General features: G+C 31.9%; 26 protein-coding genes and 1 pseudogene. 6 read left to right on the top strand and 21 right to left on the bottom strand.

Features of this window, described 5'->3' with window-relative positions; all coding sequences use genetic code 11:
• Positions 1-194 (top strand): annotated as a pseudogene (locus tag CLRAG_RS20960) (IS110 family transposase); the annotation flags it as partial.
• Positions 195-388: 194 nt separating this feature from the next.
• Here the strand turns inward: CLRAG_RS20960 and CLRAG_RS09030 are convergent.
• The 3 genes from CLRAG_RS09030 to CLRAG_RS09020 form a co-directional block, all read right to left on the bottom strand.
• Positions 389-946 (bottom strand): DUF1003 domain-containing protein, encoded by a 558-nt coding sequence (locus tag CLRAG_RS09030; protein WP_065078139.1) that lies wholly within the window; start codon positions 944-946, stop codon positions 389-391.
• 517 nt (positions 947-1,463) lie between these two features.
• On the bottom strand, positions 1,464-2,003 hold the full coding sequence (locus tag CLRAG_RS09025; RefSeq protein WP_065078138.1) for a flavodoxin domain-containing protein: 540 nt from the start codon (positions 2,001-2,003) through the stop codon (positions 1,464-1,466).
• Between the two features lie 92 nt (positions 2,004-2,095).
• Positions 2,096-2,632, bottom strand: coding sequence for a flavodoxin family protein (locus CLRAG_RS09020; protein ID WP_065078137.1), 537 nt, complete (start codon positions 2,630-2,632; stop codon positions 2,096-2,098).
• A gap of 123 nt (positions 2,633-2,755) precedes the next feature.
• Between CLRAG_RS09020 and CLRAG_RS09015 the strand changes: the two genes are divergently transcribed.
• Positions 2,756-3,628 carry a LysR family transcriptional regulator gene (locus tag CLRAG_RS09015; protein WP_065078136.1) on the top strand — a complete coding sequence of 291 codons (873 nt, stop codon included), beginning with the start codon at positions 2,756-2,758 and terminating at the stop codon, positions 3,626-3,628.
• A 235-nt stretch (positions 3,629-3,863) separates the two neighbouring features.
• Here CLRAG_RS09015 and CLRAG_RS09010 read toward each other — a convergent pair whose 3' ends face one another.
• The 6 genes from CLRAG_RS09010 to CLRAG_RS08985 form a co-directional block, all read right to left on the bottom strand.
• Positions 3,864-4,340: an NUDIX hydrolase gene (locus CLRAG_RS09010; RefSeq protein ID WP_065078135.1), complete on the bottom strand. Its 477-nt coding sequence runs from the start codon at positions 4,338-4,340 to the stop codon at positions 3,864-3,866.
• A gap of 85 nt (positions 4,341-4,425) precedes the next feature.
• Positions 4,426-4,929: a GNAT family N-acetyltransferase gene (locus tag CLRAG_RS09005; RefSeq protein ID WP_065078134.1), complete on the bottom strand. Its 504-nt coding sequence runs from the start codon at positions 4,927-4,929 to the stop codon at positions 4,426-4,428.
• Between the two features lie 123 nt (positions 4,930-5,052).
• On the bottom strand, positions 5,053-5,514 hold the full coding sequence (locus CLRAG_RS09000; RefSeq protein WP_065078133.1) for a GNAT family N-acetyltransferase: 462 nt from the start codon (positions 5,512-5,514) through the stop codon (positions 5,053-5,055).
• Positions 5,515-5,536: 22 nt separating this feature from the next.
• Positions 5,537-6,292, bottom strand: coding sequence for a class I SAM-dependent methyltransferase (locus CLRAG_RS08995; protein WP_065078132.1), 756 nt, complete (start codon positions 6,290-6,292; stop codon positions 5,537-5,539).
• A 71-nt stretch (positions 6,293-6,363) separates the two neighbouring features.
• Complete coding sequence (locus CLRAG_RS08990; RefSeq protein ID WP_065078131.1) at positions 6,364-7,227, bottom strand: nucleotidyltransferase domain-containing protein; 864 nt, start codon at positions 7,225-7,227, stop codon at positions 6,364-6,366.
• Between the two features lie 105 nt (positions 7,228-7,332).
• Entirely contained in the window at positions 7,333-9,285 is a 1,953-nt protein-coding gene (locus CLRAG_RS08985; protein ID WP_065078130.1) for a GTP-binding protein, read from the bottom strand.
• Positions 9,286-9,408: 123 nt separating this feature from the next.
• Between CLRAG_RS08985 and CLRAG_RS08980 the strand changes: the two genes are divergently transcribed.
• Positions 9,409-9,930 carry an excisionase family DNA-binding protein gene (locus CLRAG_RS08980; protein WP_065078129.1) on the top strand — a complete coding sequence of 174 codons (522 nt, stop codon included), beginning with the start codon at positions 9,409-9,411 and terminating at the stop codon, positions 9,928-9,930.
• 73 nt (positions 9,931-10,003) lie between these two features.
• On the opposite strand, the gene CLRAG_RS08975 is transcribed toward CLRAG_RS08980, so the two are convergent.
• The 9 genes from CLRAG_RS08975 to CLRAG_RS08935 all read right to left on the bottom strand — a co-directional run bounded on the left by CLRAG_RS08975 (position 10,004) and on the right by CLRAG_RS08935 (position 18,377).
• Positions 10,004-11,209, bottom strand: a complete 1,206-nt coding sequence (locus tag CLRAG_RS08975; RefSeq protein ID WP_065078142.1) for a molybdopterin molybdotransferase MoeA — start codon at positions 11,207-11,209, stop codon at positions 10,004-10,006.
• A gap of 1 nt (position 11,210) precedes the next feature.
• Positions 11,211-11,678 (bottom strand): tRNA (N6-threonylcarbamoyladenosine(37)-N6)-methyltransferase TrmO, encoded by a 468-nt coding sequence (gene tsaA, locus CLRAG_RS08970; protein ID WP_065078128.1) that lies wholly within the window; start codon positions 11,676-11,678, stop codon positions 11,211-11,213.
• Positions 11,679-11,706: 28 nt separating this feature from the next.
• Positions 11,707-12,807 carry an ABC transporter substrate-binding protein gene (locus CLRAG_RS08965; protein ID WP_065078127.1) on the bottom strand — a complete coding sequence of 367 codons (1,101 nt, stop codon included), beginning with the start codon at positions 12,805-12,807 and terminating at the stop codon, positions 11,707-11,709.
• A 58-nt stretch (positions 12,808-12,865) separates the two neighbouring features.
• Complete coding sequence (locus tag CLRAG_RS08960) at positions 12,866-13,621, bottom strand: DUF364 domain-containing protein (protein ID WP_065078126.1); 756 nt, start codon at positions 13,619-13,621, stop codon at positions 12,866-12,868.
• A 16-nt stretch (positions 13,622-13,637) separates the two neighbouring features.
• The gene (locus CLRAG_RS08955; RefSeq protein ID WP_065078125.1) at positions 13,638-14,186 is read right to left on the bottom strand and encodes an FmdE family protein; all 549 of its coding nucleotides are present in this window, start codon (positions 14,184-14,186) and stop codon (positions 13,638-13,640) included.
• Positions 14,187-14,227: 41 nt separating this feature from the next.
• Positions 14,228-15,007 carry an XdhC family protein gene (locus tag CLRAG_RS08950; RefSeq protein WP_420808094.1) on the bottom strand — a complete coding sequence of 260 codons (780 nt, stop codon included), beginning with the start codon at positions 15,005-15,007 and terminating at the stop codon, positions 14,228-14,230.
• Positions 15,008-15,661: 654 nt separating this feature from the next.
• The gene (locus CLRAG_RS08945) at positions 15,662-16,384 is read right to left on the bottom strand and encodes an ABC transporter permease (RefSeq protein WP_065078124.1); all 723 of its coding nucleotides are present in this window, start codon (positions 16,382-16,384) and stop codon (positions 15,662-15,664) included.
• A complete protein-coding gene (locus CLRAG_RS08940) occupies positions 16,384-17,226 on the bottom strand; it encodes an ABC transporter ATP-binding protein (RefSeq protein ID WP_065078123.1) in 843 nt (280 codons plus the stop codon). The genes CLRAG_RS08945 and CLRAG_RS08940 overlap by 1 nt, the downstream gene beginning before the upstream one ends.
• A gap of 143 nt (positions 17,227-17,369) precedes the next feature.
• Positions 17,370-18,377: a LytTR family transcriptional regulator DNA-binding domain-containing protein gene (locus tag CLRAG_RS08935; protein ID WP_065078122.1), complete on the bottom strand. Its 1,008-nt coding sequence runs from the start codon at positions 18,375-18,377 to the stop codon at positions 17,370-17,372.
• 206 nt (positions 18,378-18,583) lie between these two features.
• Here CLRAG_RS08935 and CLRAG_RS08930 point away from each other — a divergent pair, with 206 nt between their 5' ends.
• Entirely contained in the window at positions 18,584-19,504 is a 921-nt protein-coding gene (locus CLRAG_RS08930) for a DMT family transporter (RefSeq protein ID WP_065078121.1), read from the top strand.
• Between the two features lie 5 nt (positions 19,505-19,509).
• Here the strand turns inward: CLRAG_RS08930 and CLRAG_RS08925 are convergent, their stop codons facing one another.
• A complete protein-coding gene (locus CLRAG_RS08925; protein ID WP_065078120.1) occupies positions 19,510-20,382 on the bottom strand; it encodes a cation diffusion facilitator family transporter in 873 nt (290 codons plus the stop codon).
• 368 nt (positions 20,383-20,750) lie between these two features.
• Here CLRAG_RS08925 and CLRAG_RS08920 point away from each other — a divergent pair, with 368 nt between their 5' ends.
• Positions 20,751-21,836, top strand: a complete 1,086-nt coding sequence (locus tag CLRAG_RS08920; protein WP_065078119.1) for an ABC transporter substrate-binding protein — start codon at positions 20,751-20,753, stop codon at positions 21,834-21,836.
• Positions 21,837-21,880: 44 nt separating this feature from the next.
• Positions 21,881-22,627 carry a class I SAM-dependent methyltransferase gene (locus CLRAG_RS08915; RefSeq protein WP_065078118.1) on the top strand — a complete coding sequence of 249 codons (747 nt, stop codon included), beginning with the start codon at positions 21,881-21,883 and terminating at the stop codon, positions 22,625-22,627.
• Positions 22,628-22,707: 80 nt separating this feature from the next.
• On the opposite strand, the gene CLRAG_RS08910 is transcribed toward CLRAG_RS08915, so the two are convergent.
• Together CLRAG_RS08910 and CLRAG_RS08905 are read right to left on the bottom strand one after the other, a co-directional pair.
• Positions 22,708-23,028, bottom strand: a complete 321-nt coding sequence (locus CLRAG_RS08910) for a hypothetical protein (RefSeq protein WP_065078117.1) — start codon at positions 23,026-23,028, stop codon at positions 22,708-22,710.
• Positions 23,029-23,094: 66 nt separating this feature from the next.
• Complete coding sequence (locus CLRAG_RS08905; RefSeq protein ID WP_420808095.1) at positions 23,095-24,189, bottom strand: YibE/F family protein; 1,095 nt, start codon at positions 24,187-24,189, stop codon at positions 23,095-23,097.
• Positions 24,190-24,207: the final 18 nt, after the last annotated feature.

Raw genomic sequence — 24,207 nt, 5'->3', positions numbered from 1 at the left:
AAGGTGCCAAAAAATCCACTATTGCTTTAGCCCGAAAGCTGCTTGTAATTATCTATACGATGCTAAAATCAGGTACAGTTTATGATGACTCTAATTTTGATCAGCGTAGAAAAAATTGTGAACAAAAACGTATTTCTCGTTATATTTTTGAACTGCAAAAATTAGGCTTCCACATTGAAGCTCCAACTGAATAATTAATTACTACATCTTATATTCATCTCTTTTTTTGACAGGCGATGCTTGCCTTAGCTTTGCTATGCACATTTTAACCCTAAATCCTATCAAATTGTCAATGTACAGATGCTACTAACTTTTATTTTCGTAGCAAAGGCCATAGTTCGTATTTTCGTATTCAATAGTTACGTCGCATAAATTTCAAGATTGCGACTTACTTCATACTTTTTAATTCTTCTATTGTCTTTAATAACATTTCTATAGTTTTCGTATTCTCCGCCTGCTGATCCATTAACATATCAATTTTGTAGTGCAAATCTTCTACTATAATTTCAGATTTTAAGTTTATAAGATAATTATTTCCAGCCGTTAATCTGTCTTTTTCTGATTGACGGTTTTGTGACATCATAATTATAGGTGCTTGTATAGCAGCAAGACACGATAACACAAGATTTAAAAATACAAATGGATATGGATCAAATGCTCTATTACTTAGAATAATAGCATTTCCTATGATCCAAACTGCTAACACCACACAAAAGCTTATTATAAACGTCCAACTGCCGCCAAATGTAGCTATTTTATCTGCAATTTGTTGTCCCAATGTTGCATTTTCATCATCTGCTTCATTTATATTTTTCGATATTTTTCCACTAATAAGTTCATGTATCAATTCTTCATCAATATTGCTTTCCTTTAGATCCCTATCTTTTTCTAATATCTGTCGTACTAATTCTTCTTTGCTATAAGCTGCTTTATCCTTATCATTCATAACTTATCTCTCCTATTCAAAGTTTTTATTCTCTATAATTGAGATTTCTTATCTCCTCCATATGATTATTATATCTAACTCATATGTGTTCATCAATTCGAATACAGGTCAAGCTTACTGCAAATAGGAATTTTATAAATATAATGGCCAAGGATAACTACTCCTTGACCTCCCACGTTTTTACGCGAAAACCAATATTATTTTCTTTTATAATATACTACTACATCTATTAACCCATATAAGTCAATAGAATTACTTTGCTTTTAAATTCTTTTAGTTTAAAAAGCTCATTTTGGTACTTAGCTTGTGTGACCTGTTTTGTGGAGCGATGGATCATTATTGTTATAACTATTGCATTTACAACAGTTCATTTTATGGCATTGAGTAAAATAAGAAATACATCTATAAAAAATATAAATCTTACATGGATATTATGAATTGGTTTTACCATTAAATTTAGAAATGTTAATACATGAGGATGATTCAGTTCGATTTGAGTTAGCAGGTTTTTATTGCTTTATCCGGCAAGCCTCTGAGCTAATTTCCTCGCATTTTCCTGAATTTCTTTTAGTTTTTCTTCCGTCGGTAGTCCTCTGATATCTCCCATGCGTCCCAGTGTGCTGTTCTCAAGAGAAGTGATAAACTCACTGAGTATATACCATTTGTCCAAAACGTCAAAACCAATATGGTCAAAAAACTGACCCATATAAAGTCCAGTTGGTATCGCTTCGTCTATCCCGGTATGAGGTCCCGAATATGTACAGAAGACAAGTGCGTTTTTTCCAACACGGGGACTGCTCGGTTTAACCTTTCCGATTCTTTTGTAATACGTGAACTTTTTCTTGAGGAATTCGTTAACGGGCTGAGGAACGCTCCAGTTATAGGATGGTGAACCGACGCAAACAAGATCATAATCAAAATAATCTATTTGCTCAGCATCCTGAAATTTCATGATCGATGTCTGCATTCCTCCTTTGGTCAAACCAACTTCAATAGCTTTAGCTACCTTCTTGGTATTTCCGGTAAAAGAACAATATAATATGATAGCTTTTTTCATAACTATTTTCCTCCCTTTTATTAGAAATATTATAATATAGAAATCCAATTCTAATTTATATGTATGCAATCCAATGGAAAGTTTTCAAGGTTTTAAATCCTCTTTCCTAATTGAAAAGCTTCTTCAATCCACTTAGTATCTTTTACTTCAGCTGGTTTTTCGACTCCACGCCCACTTACTATTCCCAAATTTTCTACTCCAATATATTTAGTCAGTTCCTTATAATAATCAGTTAAAATATTTGTAACCCAGCTATCCTCCTTACAGGCTGCTGTAAGTAAAATGGAGTACTTAATTTTTCTGCCTCGTACACTTTCCGCATAGGTTCTGTCTATTACATTTTTTATGCTCCCCGGAAATCCTAAATAATAAACCGGAGATGCAATTACTATTGTATCGTGGTTCTGTAAAAGTTTATATAGTTCTGTCATGCTGTCTTTTTGAATACATTTCCCATTGTTCCTTTGGCAGTAATCACATGCCTTACATGGATTTATTGTAGCATCACCTAACCAATAAGTTGTTACTTCATGACCGCTCTCTTTTGCTCCATTTGAAAAAGCTTCTGCCAATGCTGCAGTATTTCCGTTTTTACGCGGGCTTCCTAACAATATCAATATCTTTCTCATTATACTTTCTCCTTTACTGTTGCTTTTTATATAAATCTAATGTAACATAAGTTATGTTATTTGTTAAATTGATGTTTTGAATTTAACTCATTAAAAATATTGATATGCTATAAAGGGAGATTTATGGAATTTAAAAATTTAATTAGTTTTAAGATAATTGCAGAGTTAAAAAGTTTTAGCAAAGCAGCTCTTGTCCTTGGATATGCGCAATCCACTATTACCTTTCACATAAAACAATTAGAAACAGAATTAGGTGTTTCTCTTTTTGACAGGATTGGCAATAATATTCGGCTTACTAATTCCGGTCATATTTTATTAGAATATACACACAGAATATTGTCTTTGTCTGATGAGGCAAAGCATGCAATCGTTCAAAATTCTTCTCCTTCTGGAATGCTCCGAATTGCTGGAATCAGTTCTCTCTGTGCCAATATGCTACCTCGATTGATAAAACAATATAATGAAGCATTTCCTAGTGTCACTATTTCAGCAACAACAGCATCCAAATTACAAGTACTTGAAATGGTGAATGACGGATCAGCTGATATTGGGCTTTATATGGATTTTGAAATTCCGCCAAAAGATACTTATACAGCAGTCCATATAGAAAATCCAATTTACTTTATCTGTTCTGCTAAAAATGTGTTATGTAGCAAAAACCTTCTTTCTATAAAAGAATTAGAAGGAATTCCGTTTATTGCCACCGAACCCCAATGCAGCTACCGTGGATTATTAACGAAATTATTTACTAAAAATAATATTATGCCTTCTATCATATTTGAATCTGAAAATACAGAGGTCATAAAACGCTTTGTTCAATCAGATTTAGGAATTTCCTTTTTACCTGAAATAGCTGTTAGGGAAGAACTGGCTGCTCACAAACTATATAAGTTAAATATTATAAATAGTATTCCAACCACATATATAAACGTAATTCATAAAAATAACCAATGGATTACCCCTGCAATACGAGAGTTTTTTAACTTATTTAATTAATGCTTAATAACATAATGTAAACTATAGTACTTTTCTGCATTTCACGATGAATATACTAGTAGTCTGGTATTGAACTCCCTCTAAGAAAGAGCATAAATATTACTAATTATATTGGTAGTATGCTAAATATCAATTTTAAAAATGCTTATGCAGAAGTGGCTTGTCTTTCAAATGCCCATTTATATCACAAATTTCTTAGATTTCGAACTAAAAGCTATGTATAAAATCATCAATATTATTCTTTGGTAACAATATGCTCAATACCAACTATACTGCCTAATAATTTAGTTTTAAAAAACTCTGGAATTATATAAGTCTTATTTAAACTTTCAATAGGCAACCAATGCAGACTTTCTTTGGAACCTTGGTCTGTAAAATTTCTACAATGTAAATCTATATTAGTATTTTCTTTCATTAAGAAATAAAAAACAATTTCATGATGATGTTCTCCTGCTATTTCAAAAAATCTTTCTTGGATAAAGGAAAGTCTATCAATTTCAAATTCAATTCCTGTTTCCTCATAAGCCTCACGGACAACGGCTTCCTCCGAGGTTTCATTTATTCTAACTTTTCCCCCAACTGTATAATAACATGGATAATCTTCATGTTTTGCCATAAGTAATCTGTTGTCTTTGATGATAATTGCCGCAACCCTATAAATAAAGCAACTTTGATTGGTTTTAAATACTATATCTTTCTCTTCCACATACATACTCCTGTTCGTTATATAAATACTCTTTTCTTCATCATAAATTATTTATATTATGCTCATGCAATTACAGATAAATCCAATACCTTCACATGATATGGTTGCCTTCATCTTTATTATAAGCAGGTATTCTATCCATTAACACATCACCAAGTTTTTCACATATATGTGCCGACAATGTGTTTTGATCGTTGATCGTCAGTAAAACTTTTTCAAGCTGATGGCCTCTTGCTATAATAAGTCCTTGCCTTAATATTTCTGTTCCATAACCTTTTCCCTGCTCAGTTATACGAACAGAATAGCCTATACTTCCAATTCCGGTAATTACTTTCTCCGACAGTTCTGTCCGCAATTGGAATTCACTAACAAAATTAGCCCCATCCACCGCCCAGTAATGAAAACTTACAGGTTGATTACAAATCAATCCCAACTCTTTTTTATCATACCAGCTTTTAGTTCTTTCAAACCAGGTTTCATCAATCAACGCAGGATTTGTCGGCCGAAAATAACGGATGTCATGATCCCAAAATTCTTGACAATATTCTTTATACCCATCTACATATATTGCATTTCGCCGTATTAATTCAAGCATATTATATAACTTTTCCTTTCACATTATTTACTTTTATGTATTTCAATTTGTCCGCAAAGCATTGTATAAAAGCCGAATTTACAATATAAGAATATTTTGAATCGTCGCAACAATACATTCCACTCATTTTCTGTGTAAAATAAATTTCTGTTGTGGGTAGCCAAAATCATAACAGAACTCATCTTCAGTAAATCCAACCTTTTTATACAATGCACGAGGGGCAATCCCCTTTTCATCCCCTTCCCGAAAAGTCATAACAACTATATCACAATTGTTAGGTAATTGAGCCAGCATTAAATCTATCATTTTAGTTGCAATTCCATTTCTCCTATAGTTAGGATGAACAGCCATACAACAAAGCATACTACGTTTAACTGAAAATAATAATACTCCAACTACTTTTCCACGATTCTTAGCACAAATTGCACTATTTCTGTTTATATTTTTGATAACGGTCTCTTGATAATCCATAAGCAATTCTTCAGTTTCAAGCCCTGGGAAATTCCAACTTACTAGTCTAATAAATTTCATCCAAGAATATAAATCATCAAGTGCAGCAAACTTTACGTTAATATCATTTATCATATTATAACCTCTCATATTACACCTAATCCTTCTTTGCTATAATTGTAAACTCTCCAGGTACATCCTCATTTATCCAAGATGGATGTTCATCAAATCTATTAAGAGTAAATCCATTTTCTATAACTGCATTAATGATTTCGCTAATGGTATATTTTCTATAACTACATAATGGCATTTGTCTGCGAATCTCATCTGGAAAAAATCTTGCATGAGCCATTTCACCTTCAAATACATCTGTTGAAAAATAACTCATTGTTGGCTGCTCTAACCCTAGTATATCTGATATCTTTTGAAATGGGTGAAAATCACTACAAATCATTTTTCCATTTGTTTTTAAAAGCTGCTGCATTATTTTCATAAATTGGTTGATATCATGAAAATAATGCAGGATTCCTCCTTCCATAAAGACCACATCAAAATATTTTTCATATTTTGTCATATCAATTTTCAATACATCACCAACTATAAAATCAATATCCACATTGGCTTCATCTGCAACTTCAAGTGCATACTTTTTATTATCTTCTGAAATATCAAAGATTGTAACTTTTGAACCCAAAATTGCTAATGGGATTGCTTTTTTACCACATGAACCACAAATATTGGCAATTTTAATACCTTCATAAGTATCAAAATAGCCTGCATATCTTTTTAGCACTCTTATGGGATCTTCTAAATCTTTCTTAGCTCTATCGGATGGTTTTCCTGATGTATTTACCCAAAAATCATATGCATTATGCTCACAAGCCTTTTTATTTTGTTCACTATAATCTATCATATTTAACCTCCATTTAACTTTAAAGTTGCAATTTAATAAACAATATAAAAATATTATGTCGTTAAAGATAGTTAAACCCAAATATTTACCGGATTGTCATGAGGTATTCGATCAGATTTTAGTTTACTTAGAACTACACTTGCATTAAGTTCTGGATATACTTCATTTATTATATCTAGGGTCTCCATTATAATAACTAAAGTATTCTCATATGCCTCCTTTGGTGGATAGGTAAAAATATCTCTAAATCTTTGTTCAATATTTTCAGGTTTAATTTTAAAAGTCTCAAGTGATTTATACATCCATTTAAATGTAGGAAAGTATAGTTTATTTAAAGCAAGAAGTATTAAGAATATATTCTTTTGTAAATTTGCAATATGCTCATATATTAATGTTGAATTTTGCCTTTGGATATAAAGTTCAGCTTGAGTACTATCAATTGATTGCAGACTTTCTTTAATATTCTTTATTGTAAGCTCCTTTAGATAGCCTTTTGCTCTATCCTTCCAAAAATATACTATTTCTTCACCAAACAGTGGTATGCAAGTTCTTATAGTATCCATAGCATTACTATACCCAAAATCTGTTTTTAAATCTACTAGAACACCTTTAATAGTATCTTCTTCATTCTCAACAGTAAGGTGCCATAAATCGATCCTAAATTCATTGACAACTACATTGTCCTCATTTGATTCATAATTGTACGGATAGAAATATTCTGCATTCAGTTCTTTAACTATAAGCTTTCGGGTATTCTCATTGGGGAGCTTATCCCAAAATATAGGTATTTCTAAATCTGAATATTCATCAGCGTAACCTCTTGCGACTGAACCACCAATAACTATTGCTTTAACACCTTCTATAATTTTTACCTTTTCACAAATCTGTTTTGCTAATTCTATTCTCCACTTACAATGATAACTTAAATTACTCATTTATTTCCCCTTACTTTAAGAACTTCATCTCATTATTTATTTAATTTGTCATAATTTACAATTACAAATTAATACCCCTTCAAATGATTTTCTAAAAACTAAAATCTACTTTAAGCAGTGCATATATTCTCTTGCTCTATCTCCCTTTACTAAAAAGGGCTCTCCTTTAGAACAAAATACCGAAGTAGATGTATATTCAATATCTGCATTTTTATCATAGCCCATTTTTTCAATGACTTCTCCTTCATTATGGCAAATATCATATCCATCTAATACAAAATTAATTTTACCTCTTCCTTTTGTAAAAGAGATAAAATCCACAGCATAATTCATAAATGTAGATACTGGCCCTCTGCCTGTTATAATAACTTCACCATTTAAATTATCGGGATTTTCAAAAGAGCCTTTTAACTTTTGTATATCGGATAAAACTCTTCCCATATAATCTGAACTTACCTTAATCTTAAATCTATAATAGGGCTCTAAAAGTATGTTTTTCACACCTTCAAGTCCCTGTCTAAGTGCCCTAAAAGTTGCCTCTCTAAAATCTCCGCCGCAGGTATGCTTAACATGGGATCTTCCTGTAATAAGTGTAATTTTTATATCAGTTATAGGAAAGCCTGTTAAAATACCGTGATGATCTCTTTCATAGATATGTTTGCCTATCAGTTTCTGATAATTTATGTCTAAATCATCTGTGCTGCACTCATTGTAAAATGAAATACCACTATTTCTCTCTCCTGGCTCCAATTTAAGGTATACTTCTGCATAATGTCTTAAAGGTTCAAAGTGTCCACAGCCATAAAACGTTTCTACTATAGTTTCTTTATATAAAATTTCACAAGGTCCAAAATCTATAGGTAAATCAAATCTTTCCTTTACTAGTTCTTTAAGCACTTCCAGCTGAATTGTTCCCATAATATTTACCTGTATTTCCCCTAGCTTTTCATTCCAACTTACTTTAAGCGCAGGATCTTCTTCTTCTAAAATTTTAAAACAAGCTAATACATCTTTTTCGTTTAAACTTTTGTCAAATATTACTCTTGATTTTAACGCTGGAACCATCTCATAATTAACTTTTCTATAGCAATTTCCAAGTCCACACCCTACAATTGAATTTGATAAGCCTGATACTGCAGCAAGTTCTCCTGCTGATGCTTCATCTACTGTTTTAAATTTGTCACCATTACAGATTCTAATTTGTGTTACTTTTTCAAAACAATCCTGAGATGTATTCACTGCAATTTCATCTCTAACTTTTAAAGTACCTTCTAGTATTTTTATATAAGTAATTTTATTTTTTTGCTTGTCATGGCGTATTTTATACACAATTCCTTGAAATTTTTCTCTATCATTATATTTTGTAAAAGTAAGCACATCTAATTTTTCTAGAAAATCATCTATTCCCTTATCTTGAAGGGCAGACCCACTCATGCAAGGAAATAATTTACTTTTAGATATCATGTCTCTTATAGAATCCAGCCATAATTGATTTGTGAAATCTTCTTCTATATATTTTTCAAGAAGTTTATCACTCCGTTCTGCTGCAAACTCCATAATCTCTTTACTGATTTTATCTAACTGTACAGATTCAGAAATAAAACATACATCTTCTGTTAAGTTTACTCTAATATCTTTAAGTATACCTTCTACATTTGCTCCAACCCTATCTACTTTATTTATAAAGAAAAATGTAGGTATCCCATGCTTTTTCAAAAGCTGCCACACTATTTCAGTCTGTGCCTGAACACCTTCAACTGCACTTATGATAACAATGGCATAATCCATTATTTCAATGGTTCTTTCCATTTCGGATGAAAAATCGGCATGTCCAGGTGTATCTACCAAATAATAAGTAGAAGACTTATACTTAAATACAGCTTCATCGGAAAATATGGTAATTCCCCTATTCTTCTCTATGTCATTATTATCTAAAAATGAATCCTTATGGTCTACTCTTCCTAAATTTTTAATACTCTTTGTATGATACAAAATCTGCTCAGCTAAAGTAGTTTTTCCTGCATCTACATGAGCAAATAATCCAATTGTCTTATTCATATTCTACCCCTCTTAAAAAATCTACAATGCATATACATTTCGTTCTAATATATTGTAGCATAAAAATTTTTTTCTATATAATGCTATAATATAATAAATAAAATACAAAAGCAGGTGAGTTGAATGAATGAAGAAACTTTATATAAACCAGAAGAGATTGCACAAAAACTTAAGTTAACAAAAGGTACTATATATGAGATGATTAAACGCGGAGAGCTTCAAGCACACCATATAGGAAGGTATATTCGTATATCTGACACTCAGTTTGAAGCCTACCTTCTAAAATCTAATGGTTATGAAAATATATATGAGGCAACCTTAAGTAATAAAAATGGTGAAACCTTTGCAAATATTGGATCTGTCAGCATCTGTGTTAACTCTAAACTTGAGGGAAATGTTAAAATTTCCATTCGCCCTGAAAATATTATATTAGCTAAGGGGACATTTGAAAGCAGTGCAAGAAATCTCCTTAAAGGCAATGTAATTAGCATTATCAATAATGATGACAGTGCAATGGTAGTTGTTAACATTGGTATCCCCATAAAAGCACTTATAACTACAAAATCTTTAATTGAAATGGGGATTGAAAAAGGAACTGAGCTATATGTGGTTTTTAAAACCATGTCTGTAACAGTTTATAAGTAGATTTTTTGATAAACAGAGCTCTTGGCATCAGATGAAGTTTTGACTTCATCTGATGCTTTGTTTGTATGTCTTTTTAAAATATGAATTCTTCACTACAAAGTAACTCTATTTCAATAGCATCTCCTTTTTTATAGTCTCCTTCACCAATTTCTGAAATAAACTGTCCATTTGTTCCCAAACACATACCAATAGAGGAGGTTTTAAAAGGAACAGGAGTAGCTATATATGTCCCATCCGTCTTTTTTCCTATATCCATCTTACACAAAAATGAAATTGGCTTCGGACAAGGCATATCTTCGGTAAGAACAGCAGTAACCTTTTGACGTCTTATCATAGGTATCCCTAAATACTTATTAACTATGCTTCTAATACACCAATCTAACCCATAATATGCTGCTAAAGCAGGTCCAGGCAAATTAATAACAGGTTTTTTATTGATAACCGCCAGACTTATTGGTCTGCCAGGACCTGCCTTAACCCAGTGTAATAAAACCTCCCCTTTGTTTTTAAACACCTTTGTAGTAAAATCCTCTCCACCTTTAGAAGATCCTCCATTCATTATAATGATATCCGCTTGTTTTAATGACTTCTCTAAAGCAATTCCAATACTTTCAAGATTATCTTTTACAATCGGATAACATAGAGGTTCAGCTCCCATCTCAATAATCATATGCTTGGCCATAATACTATTAGAATCAATATTTTGACCTCTTTGTGGTTCTGTACCGGCAGCCACAAGTTCACTGCCTGTTGGAATAAAAGCTACTACTGGCTTTTTTAGAACTGGAACCTGGACAATTCCACCTATAACCAAGGCTGCTAAATCACTGGGACGTATTGGCATTCCAGCTTTTAATACACAATCGCCTTCTTTAATAGTACTGCCTCTTTTTTTTACGCACATTCCTTCTTTAACTTCAATTTTCTCTTGAAACTTAAGTCTCCCCTGTACATCAAAAGAAACCTTTTCAATCGGTATTACTGCATCATAAGGATCATCAAAATCATCACCTGTATCTGCTCTTGAGTATTCCCTTCCATCTATCCAATGAGAAGTATCAGGCATGCCATCTTTAAAAAAACTGGAGGACACCGCTACACCATCCATCATTGAAGCTCTATAAGTAGGCAGTGTGTTGCAGGAATATATGTTTTTTGCAGGTATTCTATAAACAGCCTCTGATGTAGGAACAGTTTCAATTTGCCGCTGTGGGAGACATTTTTGAAACAGTATACTCAGAACCTCCGCCTTAGTCTTACTATTATTCAAATCTAACATATTATTCACCTTCACTCTCCTGTAACATTGTATTTTTACGATTTAAGTCTGGCTCCCGATGAGACAATACTATATCATTCTTAAAGTAAGGCTTAATATCAAGAACAGGTGTCTCATTAATAACATCAAGACCAGTAACATAAAGAACGTTTCCTTCAACCTTCTCCAGCTTAACCAAACTCAATGCAATTGGATTAGGTCTAGCGGGACATCTAATTGCAAACACACCAAATTCATCTGATAATGGATTAACTTTCTTAGGCACAACCTTCATTAAATTTCGCGGTGCTTTATGAAGCCATGACAAAATCCATAAATGTGAACTCTCATCAATACGCTCCAGTGCTTCTAAAAACTCCGGGAATACTTCTATTTTGGCATCAACTCCACTTAACGGCATAATTTTGGTATCTGTTATTTTAGATTTTACAATTCCTATAGGACTAAATGTAACACTATCAGCTCTCATAAACTATAACTCCTTTCTTAATTATTACCTATTTAACAGAATTATTTAGTAAAGCTTTTGCATCATTATCAGATATATTAGTATGATAAAAAAGAGAATAGAACTTTTCTACTTCCTTAACCATATCAACTTTATAAACATCTGGATATAAAGTTGCAGCTAACCATCTCAAACCTAAATACCTATTTACAGAAGGTGGACGATCAAACCAATTGAATGGTAGACTAGGTATTTCATATATTTTACCATTCTTTACTGCATTAATATTTTTCCACTCCTCACTAGTCTTAATTAAATCAGAAGCACCTCCATCATCCTTTCCCCATGAAAGTATTACATCGGGATTCCATGACAAAACCTGTTCCATTGAAACATCGCTCATACCGCTTCCTGGCTTTGCTTTGACCTTAGCAACATTATTTCCATTAACCATATCCAGTACCAAAGCATGACTTGAACCGGATGGCTCTGTTGTAAGACCTTTTGGTCCTTCAGCATAATAAACATTAGCCCTTTTCTCTTTAGGTATATTTTTAGTTGCTTCTGTAACCTCTTTAACAGTATCAGTACAATAATTTGTAAGCTCTTTTGCCTTGTCCTCCACTCCAAGTATTTTTCCCATAAGTGCATAAGCTTTATCTATTTTTTCAAAACTGCTATTAATTACAACAACCGGAATATTAATCTGTTGCTGTAATTTATCTGCAGTACTTACTGATGCTTTGTTAATATCATCAGGACCAATTGAAAATATTACATCTGGTTTAACTTTTGCCAATTGTTCTGTATTAATATTACCATTCATCTGTAAACCACCCAAAAGTGGAAGTGATGTATATTTTGAAGGTATGTATTTTTTCTCACTGTCCGTAAGTTTCATTGACAATCCAGCCATCTTGTCTGGTGCAAGGGAATATACCATAATCATACCAATAGGACTAGTATAATAACACTTATTAATTTTCTTAGGAATCGTAACTTTTCTTCCTGCATCATCAGTAATTGTTTGTGTAGCAGCTTTTGGCGTTTCTGCTTTTTTTCCACAGCCTGTCAAACTAAAAAATACCGAACAAATTAATAAAAAAATCATCATCATGGGAAAAATTTTAGATTTCCTTTTTCTTATCATTTTGCATTTACCCCTTTCAAATATGTTTACTGTTGACAATGTATTTTAATGGCCAGCATTAATTTATTTGTGAACGAATGCATATCATTCTGCCTCCACTTTTAAATATGTTCATTTTTTTACCTTCCTGAACTGCCTTCCAAATAAGTTGCTGCTCAATTACAATGAAGCTTGCTATGAGTTTGACTCCATAATTAAATAATACCTTAGAAACTGGTACGCTTGGTCCTACTAAAACAATTTCAGCTCTTTTAGACAGCTGAATCAATCTAGGCATTGTTTTATTTGTAAATGCTGTTCCTGTAATGAATACGAAGTCTTGCTCTGGAAGCAAATACTCACAAGCTGAGTCAGGATAATCCCCTACCTGTGGTTCTCTTTCAAGTATAGATAATTCACACATTTTATTAAGCTTCTCAATACCCGGAAAATGGCCAATAACTGACACTTTTTTACCTCTCATACTTGGCTCTAAAATTTTAAAAGCATTATACTTTTCTGCATCATCGGATTTAGGCACTGGCTCACCAGTGATATCTTTAATTTGTGAAGAATTATTAAATGCTGCATTAATCGCCGCCATTCCAAGTGATGCTTCAAGCATATTCCATGACTTTGAATATTCAGCAAGTCTTTTAAGCTGCATTCCAGAAATATTGGTAAGTTTAGTTCCTTGCTTACCACCTTTAATAGTCTTAACAATACCTAGTCCCTTTTCTGAACGTACAAGAGTCCATGAAGCCCCAACCATACATTCAAGTACTGTTAGATCATCGGGGATTTCATTAATAAGATCATCATATATCTGCCACACACGTTTTCCCCCCTATCTAAATTTTTTTATAATAAGAACCGTTTGCACAAGCCTTGCATAATACCTTTCCATCTTTAATGACATCTCTGCCATCCATAACTTTTTCATGGCAAATTTCACATTTTACACTCTTAGTAGGCCTTCCTGGCAAATCTTCTTTTTTTATATCTATCTTAACAGGCTCAAATTTAAATAATTGTTCATCAGTAAACTGTTCCCAAAATGAAAGTGCATCCTCATCTGGGGAAGGATTTTTCTTAGCATTTACAACAATTCTTATACCCTTTTGTGTATTCATATCAATAAAACTGGCACCCATTTTACCATAATCTATCCACTTCAACCTTCTTTTTCCCAACGAACATCCTGTTACAGCTTGGACAGCATCTGTTAAACATCTATCTGTTTCTACAAATACTATAAAATCTTTATTTTTTGCAGGTTCTTCAATTCCCAAATAGTTCAATCCTGCACGAGCAATTCTTACACCTAAAATAATACCGCTGCATAAATGGCCATGAAATTCACGTGCCTTTTTTACATCTTCTTCAAAATGATTATCCATATTAACACTCCCTTTAAAATGTTTTATATCAAAATATATACCTATTTTTGACTAATAGGACCACCAGAACGCTGATATTTTACAGCTTGAATTTCAGCCATCACTGCTAAAGCAATCTCAGCCGTTCTTTTTCCACCAAGATCAAGTCCTATAGGCGAATGAACCTTTTTTATAATCTCGTCCGTAATATTAATCGTTTTCAAATTTTTGAAATAACCTGCTACCCTGCGGCTATTACCTAAAACTCCTATATAACGTGCTGGAGAAGAAATAACAGCTTGCAGTGACTTCTCATCAAATTCATGATGGTGTGTTGCTATCACAATGCTTGTATCTTCTGTTATAGAACACAATTTAAGGTTTTCAACAATATCACCTAAAAGGAGTTCATAAGCTTCAGAAAATCTTTCTTTAGACAACATATCTGGTCTGTTATCGGCTATTGTAACTCGATAGCCAAGCATCCTTGCAAATTTATAAATGTTATGTGAAACTGTGCCTGCCCCCGCTATTATCAAACTATCATGATTGCAGAAACTATTGATAAAAATCTCAACTTTACCTTCAAGAGTATCAAGTAAAACCTTCCTTGAAAGTCCCCTATTGATACATATTTTTCCCTGATCAGCAGCCTTTTTTTCAATAAGTTCACTTCCTAAACTGCCAGCCAGAACTTCACCTTCTGCATTAACCAGTATCATTGCACCAACTCTGCAATTATTTATACTCTCTGAAGAAATAACTGTAATCAGAGCCGCTTCCTTATTAGCTTCCTGATATTCAGCTAAAAGGCGCATTAAATTTAATTTCAAATCATTCACCTTCCTTTCTACTTACATGCTACTTGCTTAACTTTCTCTCAAATAAAATTTTGACTTAATATATAAAAATTGCGAAGCAATTAATTCACAATGCACGATGCACAGTTCACAATTAAGGATGATTTTCTTCCGTTAAAACTTCAGAAAATCTAAAATATAGCACCATTGAAGCAAAGCTTCAATAAGCTTTAAATTTAAAATTTTTCGCAGCACAGCGGAGAAAAATCTACCGAAATTGTGCATTGTGAACTGTGAATTGTGAATTCATTTAGGTCGCAATTTTTTTAAACTGTGAAAGTTGAGTTATTTATAATTACTTCTTATTAGAAAATAATATTTTATAGGCCTATTATAGCTAAACATAACTTAATACAATTTAAACAAATATTAATGATCTATATATAACAGAAACTATCAAAACAAAACTAAACTATTTAAATTATAGCAACATTATCATTTTTCTGTCAATAGTATAGACTTTCATTTTTGTATCCATATATCGTCTATAAACAATAAAATAAAGACTTCTGCATTTTATTTATCATGCCTAAAGTCCTTATTTTAATTATTCAATGTATCTCATTACTAAACGTATAAACTTTACAATACGCCCTGAAGGGTTTTATTTTTTCTTATAGTGTCCTTATAAGTAATTTATATTCCATTTCTATTATAAACATAAGCAAAGACTAAAGATGAACCTACTATCCATGCAAAAATTACAAATATATTATAACCAGAGCTTCCAAGTATATTTTTGCCATCAAAAACTTTTTTAAGAATTATCATTGAATTGTAGTTTGGCAGCAAAGTGGCAATTTTATAAAAAGTTTTATTTAATCCTGAAAGCACAGGTATCATAAATAAAAACATGCATAGAGGGGTACCAATAGTCCCTGTTGCCATTTGATTTTTAGATATAATTCCAATTACAGCTCCAATTTCTACCATACTAATTAAAACTACAATCGTTATAATAAAATACATAAACAAATACTGCAGTTGAATCCCCAACATAAAAAATATAGCTATATTTACAATCGCTGAAATGAAAATAGTTATAAGTGCCTTTCCAATTAAAAATTCTACAGGAGAAAGCGAAGTTAACATAAGAGTCCTCAATGTATTTTTTTCCTTTTCCTCTGCTATTAACATAGCCATTATAAGTGTAGCCACCATAACCAAGTTCATATTAAGTATTATATTTAAAATATATATTTTGCCTTCTTGTGAATTCATTATATTTCTAAATATCTTTAAATATATAACACAAAATATTACTGGAAGTGCAGCCATAAAAAGTACATTTATATTTTTAGGCAGTTCCTTTAACTCCTTGTTGAATAATGCATTTACTCTTCTTATTGAAAATTCCATTACAATTCCCTCCCTGTAATATCTAAAAATATTTCTTCAAGATTTGGCTCCATTGAATGAATGGATAAAATCTTTCCATCTTCCATCCAGTTTTTAACTTTAATTGCTCCATCCCTATTATTCTTCACGGTTACTTCTTCATTATCTCTTAAAACAACTTTGATATCGTCTTTTGCATATTTTAACTTTAATTTTCCAGGAGCTCCTATATCAACTATCTCTCCTTCATTTAAAAAAGCTACTCTATGACACAGCTTGTCAGCTTCATACATATTGTGAGTAGTTAAAAATATGGTTGTCCCTTCTCTATTAAGCTCAAGAAGCAGTTTGTGAACTTCTAAAGCCGTGCCAGGATCTAAAGATGACGTAGGTTCATCAAGAAATAACAATTTAGGATTGTGAATCACTGCTCTTGCTATCATAAGTCTTTGTTTCATTCCTTTAGATAGTTTCTTCACATCCCTTTTTCTATACTCTGTCATTTTCACTTTTTCAAGTATTTCATCTACATTTTTCTTTTTTACTCCGTTTATATTTGCAAATAGCATCAAATTATCTTCAACTGTAAGTCTTTCATATAACCCACTGTTATCTGAAAGCACTCCTATATTTTTAAAAATATCTTTTTTTTGTGAACGCAAACTTTTATTAAATATTTTCACATCACCGCCTGTTGGCAGTAATTGGCATGTAAGTATCTTAATTGTAGTAGTTTTTCCAGCTCCACTTGGTCCTAAAAATCCAAATATTTCTCCTTCTTTAACATCCAGAGTTAAATCTTTAATTGCTGTATTTTCCCCAAAATCTTTTCTAAGACTTTTAATAGAAATAATATTTTCCATAGCTAAAAACTCCTTTCAGTTTTACTATGGTTAATTATTATACAAATGCTGCTATTAAACCATAAAATCAACATGAAAAGAGTAATACAACTTATGAATCCTGCTTTTTTAGAGCTGAATTTTCACATTTTGAGTTAAAAATATCATATATTTAGGATATCTTTTAGCTCTTTCATTCTCCCTTTTGAAAGTGGAATAGAACTTTTAGTTTTATCATCGAGACTTAAACTATAACTATTTCTTGTCCACATCACAACTTCACGTACTCTTTGAAGATTTACCAAATAAGATCTATGACATCTAAAAAATCCGAAATGCTTTAGCCTTTTTTCCAGCTCTGTAAGTGGCAGCATACATGGAAACTTTTCTCCTTTTATGTTTAAGTTACTTACACCCTGTTCACTTTCTACATAATCTATTTCCATAGGATCAAAGAGAATCATTCTTTCATCAATTTTAGCAGGAATCTTTTCAATTTTATATACTGTCTCATCTCCGCTATCTGATTCTTCCTTGCTGCTTTCCTCTCCCTGTATTTCTTTTAATCCATTTTCATCTATGCTATAGGATTTTCCACCAAGGAGTAGTATATCCTTAAAAGATACAGAAGTATTGACTACAATTGCACCATCTGAAATTAATTGATCCATATTTTGTATTATAAGTTTTGCATCATATCTGTCCATATTAAGTATAGGTTCTTGAAATATTAGAAACTTAGGTTCTTTAAGCAATTCCCTTGCAAAGCTAAGTCTCCTTTTTTGAGAATAAGTAAGCTTATTTATTTTAGTATTTTCAATATCTATAAGAGCAAGTTTCAGCACTATTTCCTTATAATTAACTTTAGAATTGGCCATATTTTTATAAAATTTCATATAGGATTTTACAGTCATATTTTCATAAAAGCCTTCTTTTCTAAATACAACGCCTATGTGTTTCATATTTCTTCTTATATAAGTTTTGTTACCTTCTCCGTGAATATATATCTTCCCCTTAGTAGGCACCTCTTTGTCTAAAATAAGATCAATCAATAAATCACTTATTTGATCACTACACTCTATATTTATCAAATTACCCTTTGTAACTTTAAATGTTATATTATTTATTACAATATCGCCTTTTACTTTATATAACTCACTTATTTCCAGCAAAACTAACCATCCTTGTACAATATATTTAGATTAGTGAAGTCAACCTATAAAACTCTTTTAAAATATTCCCAAATATCACAGTACAATTATAAATTAAGTATAATTGTAACTCAACATTTATTTAACCTATATCCAAAATTTTACCTTCACTTAATTTTTAAAAAATGTATAATATAATTATTGCTTAAAGAAAGGAATTGACAGAATTGGACAACAAAAGTTTTTTTACAAATAAGAAAATAGTAATACTACTTGCATCTTTTTGCTGCATACTATGGGGAAGTGCCTACCCTGGAGTTAAAAGTGGGTATGCCCTTTTTAAGATAGGCTCAAAAGATATATTTTCAGAATTGTCTTTTGCCGGCTACAGATTCATACTTGCAGGATTAATTGTTTTGATAGTAGCTCTATTTTCTTCTAAAAACATATTTTCAATAACTAAAAAAAATGTCAAACAGATTATCCTACTTGGTTTGACTCAAACTACTCTTGAATACATATTTTTCTATATTGGACTTGCTAATACAACAGGTTCAAAAGGCTCTATAATGAATTCCACTGGTACATTCTTCAGTGTAGTACTGGCCCATTTTTTGTATAAAAATGATAGGATAAATACTAAAAAAGCTATAGGCTGTATACTTGGTTTTATTGGGGTGCTAATTGTAAATTTCAGCAGTGAACTTTTAAGTTTTAGCTTTAAATTCACAGGTGAAGGTTTTATCATATTATCTGCCTTTGTATTTTCTGCATCTTCAATTTATGGAAAACAAATCTGTAAAAATATAGATTCAGTGCTTGTAACAGGGTATCAACTCCTTATAGGAGGTTTAGCTCTTTTAGCTCTTGGATTTTTCAATAAAGGCTATGTGACAAGCTTCACAATTGGCTCTACTGCTATTTTATTATATTTAGCAATACTGTCAGCTGCTGCATTTTCAATTTGGACAGTGCTATTAAAATATAATAAGGTTGGATTTATTTCCATGTTTAATTTTGTAATTCCTGTAGCAGGTACCATTCTATCTTCTATATTTTTAGGTGAAAGTATCTTTAATGTTGAAAACATTGCAGCTCTTGTGCTTGTATGTATAGGAATTTTTATAGTAAATAGGGATTCAAAATAATAACATTATTTTGAATCCGGTTCTACATGTATAATTGCATGTTTGATTTTAAACTCTCTATTTAACATTTCTTCTATTTCTTCCGTGATTTCATGGCTTTTAACTACAGTGAGCTTAGAATTAACCCCTATTACAATGTCAAGCAAAATATTATTACCATGAACACGTGCTTTCGTCCCTTTAACACATCTCACGCCATCAATTTCCTTTATTTTAGAAACTATACTATCTAACTGTTTGCTGTCAAAACCATCTGTTAAATTATGTGCTGCTTCCTTAAAGATTTCCCCACCTGTCTTACAAATTAAAATTCCTACTAGAACTGCTGCCAGTGGATCTATCCAGGGGAATCCAAATTGAGAAGCTATGATTCCAGCTGCAGTGCCCATACTTACCCAAGCATCTGAGAGATTATCTTTTGCAGAAGCCATCAGTGCAGAACTTTTAATTCTAAGTGCTACTCTTTTATTATATACATAAACTGCATATATAAGTATTGAACAAATAATGGCGACCACTGCTGAAATCATGTCTGGTGCCTTATTCTTTAAGAAAATAGTAGAATACACTGCATTGTAAATTACATCTAAACCTACGCCTATCATTATGATAGAAGCAACAAGTGAGGATATAGTCTGTGCTCTTAAATGACCATAGGCATGATTATCGTCTGCTGGTTTTCCAGATATTTTGAGTCCTATAATAATAGCCAGTGACGCAATTATATCCGTGGAATTATTGACTCCATCAGCAGTAAGTGCTTTAGATTGATAAAAATATCCTAAAGTCAATTTAAGCATCGATAAAATTATGTAAGCTATAATGCTAATACGTGCACCCTTTTCTGCAATCTTGAGATTTTTATAATCTTCATCCATACTTTTCTCCTTGAAATCTAATTTATTATTTTACACAGCAGTTCCTTAAATCTTTTATAGTTAGTTTTTACACCTTTATCTAAATTTATTTCTATTTTTGTAGAAGCCATGTATTTCATCATTTCATCATACTTTTCCAGTTAATTTATTTTTTTAAGAAGTGCTAAAAGCTCTTTTTGGGCTTTCTTTTTTATCATCTACTTAAACATACAAAAGCAAATAGAATATATCACAAACATGTAAAAACAAATTAAACATTTCATAAACATACAAAAATTATTTACAGCATTGAAATATGATGTTACAATAAATTGAAATGAATTATCCAGTATTGTGCATTAAGTTAAGCGAAAGGAATGAAAATAGTTATGAAAAGGAAAATTATATCGGTTATTTTAATTACCCTCATTGTTTCATCTTTTACAGGTTGTATGAATACAAATAATCAATCTGCCACTACAACACAAAGTAAAGAGACAGTTAAGAAAACAGACTATCAAACTATTACAGACATGGATGGGAACGTTGTCAAATTGCCTGTAAAGGTTAACAAAATAGGTACATCTTGGCCTGGCTTTATTAATGTACTTCTCACTGTTGGTGGTGGTGACAAAATTGTAGTTTCTGCAGATTCCATCAAGAATTATCCTTGGGCTTTAAAAATATTTCCTAAACTTAAAAATATTAATTACCCCTTCAGTACATCTGGAGTTAATCAAGAACAATTATTAATAAACAAGCCGGATGTACTTTTCTTAAGGAAAACTGATAAGAGTGTTGATAAAAATAAAGTAGCTGGCATTCCTGCTATTATGATTGATTATACCAAGAACAGTATCTATGACATGATTGATGCAGTTACTCTTGCAGGAAAGGTACTTGGTAAAGAGGGAATACAAAGAGCAGCTAAGTACAAAGAATTTGTAGTACAAAATATAAACAAAATAACTTCAGTTACAAAGCAAATACCTAATAATCAGAAACAAAAGGTGTTGACTCTTTCAGTTAGCGGTAAAGTACTTAGTACGTGGGGAAAAAATATCATTCAAAATGAAGAGATAAACATGGTGGGTGGTATCAATGTTGCGGAAAAAGATATTAATGGTTACAAAGATGTATCTTTTGAACAAATATTGAAGTGGAATCCTGATGTTATATTTGTAGATTGGAACGAAAATGACAAAGCAAAGTTAATGAAAGATCCAAGATTTACACAGATAAAAGCAGTTCAAAGTGGAAAGGTATTTGTAATACCTCAAGGTATATTTAAATGGTCAAGTTTAGGATCAGAAACAGCGTTATATCTTCCTTGGATGGCTAAAACATTGTATCCTGAAAGATTTAAGGATTTGGATGTTACAGGTGAAGCAAAATCTTTTTACAAAACCTTTTTTAATTACAATTTAAGTGATTCAGAACTTAGCAGAATATTAAGCGCACAAAAACCTGATTGATTTATATAATATGAAGACAAAAATATGTATTTTGGGAGGTCTATATGGGAAATTTAAGTAAGAGGTCAAATAAATACTGGTCAGGCAGGGCACCTGAGTTTAGCGGTCTGCGAATGAATGAGTATGAGTCTCCAATGAGAAATGCTTATGAAAAGTTTTTATTAGAGATTTTGCCAGATAACAAAAAAGATTTAGAAGTATTGGATGTTGGAACTGGAGCTGGATTTTTTGCACTTATTTTAAATAAGCTTGGATGTCAAGTAACAGCAGTCGATTTTTCCTCTGAAATGCTAGTACAAGCTAAGAAAAATGCAGAGGAAAAAGGGATGAAAGATATTGTGTTTTTACAAATGGATGCTCAAAACTTGACATTTCCGGATAACACTTTTGATTTTATCATTACCAGAAATGTAACATGGATTGTAGAAGACGCTAAGAAGATGTATTATCATATTCACCGTGTTCTGAAACCGGGAGGAATAATGGTTAATATAGATGCCAATTACGGAAAAACATTCAAAGAATCTGATGCGAGAGGAGAAAAACTTGTTCCTACAACCCAGACGATTGAACAACAAAGGGAGAGAAATGACATTTCTGAGGAATGTTACATTACGGAAAAAAGACGTCCAAGCTGGGATGTTGATGTACTAATTGATTTGGGGGTAAGTGATTTATGGATTCATCTCGATTTTAATAAGAAATTGGATTTAGCTGGTCTAAATTCTTCTTTTACTAATGGATCTAAAAAAGATAAGTCCAATAAGTTTGCCGTAGTGGCAAAAAAGTAATACATTATTTACAACTAGTCCACCTCTTGCTAGCAAAAAGAGCTGCGCACTAATTTTTAGTGCAACAGCTCCTTTTTAAATTACTCTTTTTTATCAAAATCAAATGTATCTTTAATAGAATCTAGTACTGATTTTACAGTCTTATTAGCCAGTTCTTCTATTTCATCCATTACTTCATCTTTACTTTTTATTCTTCTTATATATATATCTAGTTCTTCTTTTGCAAAATTTCTTACGGTTTTTAAAACCATATATTCTTCGCTGCCTTCTTTAGGAATTATAGTATCCCCACTTTGTATATTTGTAAATATAGGATTATCTGAAGTTATTTGACTTTTCAGTTCTTCCTTATTTTCTCCATTCTCATCTAAAACAACATAAAAATTTATAACAGTTTCCATTAATGTTCATCTCCATATTTTCAAATTGTTTCACTGTATTATAATATTGTTTTAGATGAAAAAATGTTACTTTTCCTTACCTTTGTTCAGTTTAATTAAAAACGCAGTTATAACTGCTGTTACAGGTACTGCAAATATAAGGCCTATACTTCCTGCTAGAGCTTTTAAAACTTCAGAAGCAATAATATCCTGATCCAAAGCTGTAGAAATAGATGTACTATAAGAGTAAGATGAAATCATAATTATTATGTACATGGCCCCTCCTACATAAGCAAGTATCAAAGTATTGGCCATAGTACCCATAATATCTTTTCCCACATTCATACCCGATTTCACAAGTTCCTTCATAGTCATATCAGGTTTTACCTCTTTTATCTCCATTATAGAGGACGCTATAGACATACTTACATCCATAACTGCCCCAAGTGCTCCCATGATTATTCCCGCAAACAGCAAACCTGAAAAATTGAAATTGGCATTTTGTGAAGTATATATAATAGACTGCATTTGATCATCAGTAAGTCCATTTAATCTCATTATAGAATTTGAAAAGAACGCTATAGCCCCTGCAATAAGTACCCCACCAGAGGTTCCTATAATAGCAGCAAGTGTTTTTTCATTTTTACCACTTATTATAAGCAGATTCACTATGGTTACAAAAATACATACTGCAATAGATACTATCATTGGGTTAAATCCCTGTAGTATAAGTGGTATAAGCACTTTTATTACCACGATTCCAGTTATGGCTAAAGTTATTACCGATTTAAATCCTTTTAAGCCACCTATAGCTATAAGTAATATAATCAGGAATGCAGCCAATCCATATAGACTTTTATACCTTACTATTTCATAAATATAAGCTTTTTTCACATTATTTTTTGAGTCATATTGTATATTGACTAATACTTCATCCCCTACTTTTGCAAAGCTCTGTGTACTGCTTCCTTCATCTTTGATTTGCCCACCTGCAAAATTTTGAACTGTAATCACTTTGCCTTTAAGACTTCCTGATATAATTTTTACATCTGCATTGGAAAACCTTTGGGAATTCTTGTCTCCACTTGCATGTATTTTAATAACTTTACCATGAACTGGCTTGTTATCGGTGTCTGAAGTCCCGCTTGCCATAACTTTTGCAGAAAACATACCCGCAGTCATTACAATAAAAGCCAGCAA

Origin of the sequence: Clostridium ragsdalei P11 (assembly GCF_001675165.1) — a bacterium.
GTDB lineage: Bacteria > Bacillota > Clostridia > Clostridiales > Clostridiaceae > Clostridium_B > Clostridium_B ragsdalei.
This window is presented reverse-complemented; position numbering and strand designations above follow the sequence as displayed.

Bases quoted from the DNA above. Each gene is read 5' to 3' on its own strand.
- CLRAG_RS09030 (WP_065078139.1), bottom strand. From the start codon at position 946: ATGAATGATAAGGATAAAGCAGCTTATAGCAAAGAAGAATTAGTACGA.
- CLRAG_RS09025 (WP_065078138.1), bottom strand. From the start codon at position 2,003: ATGAAAAAAGCTATCATATTATATTGTTCTTTTACCGGAAATACCAAG.
- CLRAG_RS09020 (WP_065078137.1), bottom strand. From the start codon at position 2,632: ATGAGAAAGATATTGATATTGTTAGGAAGCCCGCGTAAAAACGGAAAT.
- CLRAG_RS09015 (WP_065078136.1), top strand. From the start codon at position 2,756: ATGGAATTTAAAAATTTAATTAGTTTTAAGATAATTGCAGAGTTAAAA.
- CLRAG_RS09010 (WP_065078135.1), bottom strand. From the start codon at position 4,340: ATGTATGTGGAAGAGAAAGATATAGTATTTAAAACCAATCAAAGTTGC.
- CLRAG_RS09005 (WP_065078134.1), bottom strand. From the start codon at position 4,929: ATGCTTGAATTAATACGGCGAAATGCAATATATGTAGATGGGTATAAA.
- CLRAG_RS09000 (WP_065078133.1), bottom strand. From the start codon at position 5,514: ATGATAAATGATATTAACGTAAAGTTTGCTGCACTTGATGATTTATAT.
- CLRAG_RS08995 (WP_065078132.1), bottom strand. From the start codon at position 6,292: ATGATAGATTATAGTGAACAAAATAAAAAGGCTTGTGAGCATAATGCA.
- CLRAG_RS08990 (WP_065078131.1), bottom strand. From the start codon at position 7,227: ATGAGTAATTTAAGTTATCATTGTAAGTGGAGAATAGAATTAGCAAAA.
- CLRAG_RS08985 (WP_065078130.1), bottom strand. From the start codon at position 9,285: ATGAATAAGACAATTGGATTATTTGCTCATGTAGATGCAGGAAAAACT.
- CLRAG_RS08980 (WP_065078129.1), top strand. From the start codon at position 9,409: ATGAATGAAGAAACTTTATATAAACCAGAAGAGATTGCACAAAAACTT.
- CLRAG_RS08975 (WP_065078142.1), bottom strand. From the start codon at position 11,209: ATGTTAGATTTGAATAATAGTAAGACTAAGGCGGAGGTTCTGAGTATA.
- tsaA (WP_065078128.1), bottom strand. From the start codon at position 11,678: ATGAGAGCTGATAGTGTTACATTTAGTCCTATAGGAATTGTAAAATCT.
- CLRAG_RS08965 (WP_065078127.1), bottom strand. From the start codon at position 12,807: ATGATAAGAAAAAGGAAATCTAAAATTTTTCCCATGATGATGATTTTT.
- CLRAG_RS08955 (WP_065078125.1), bottom strand. From the start codon at position 14,186: ATGGATAATCATTTTGAAGAAGATGTAAAAAAGGCACGTGAATTTCAT.
- CLRAG_RS08945 (WP_065078124.1), bottom strand. From the start codon at position 16,384: ATGGAATTTTCAATAAGAAGAGTAAATGCATTATTCAACAAGGAGTTA.
- CLRAG_RS08940 (WP_065078123.1), bottom strand. From the start codon at position 17,226: ATGGAAAATATTATTTCTATTAAAAGTCTTAGAAAAGATTTTGGGGAA.
- CLRAG_RS08925 (WP_065078120.1), bottom strand. From the start codon at position 20,382: ATGGATGAAGATTATAAAAATCTCAAGATTGCAGAAAAGGGTGCACGT.
- CLRAG_RS08920 (WP_065078119.1), top strand. From the start codon at position 20,751: ATGAAAAGGAAAATTATATCGGTTATTTTAATTACCCTCATTGTTTCA.
- CLRAG_RS08915 (WP_065078118.1), top strand. From the start codon at position 21,881: ATGGGAAATTTAAGTAAGAGGTCAAATAAATACTGGTCAGGCAGGGCA.
- CLRAG_RS08910 (WP_065078117.1), bottom strand. From the start codon at position 23,028: ATGGAAACTGTTATAAATTTTTATGTTGTTTTAGATGAGAATGGAGAA.
- CLRAG_RS08905 (WP_420808095.1), bottom strand. From the start codon at position 24,189: ATGACTGCGGGTATGTTTTCTGCAAAAGTTATGGCAAGCGGGACTTCA.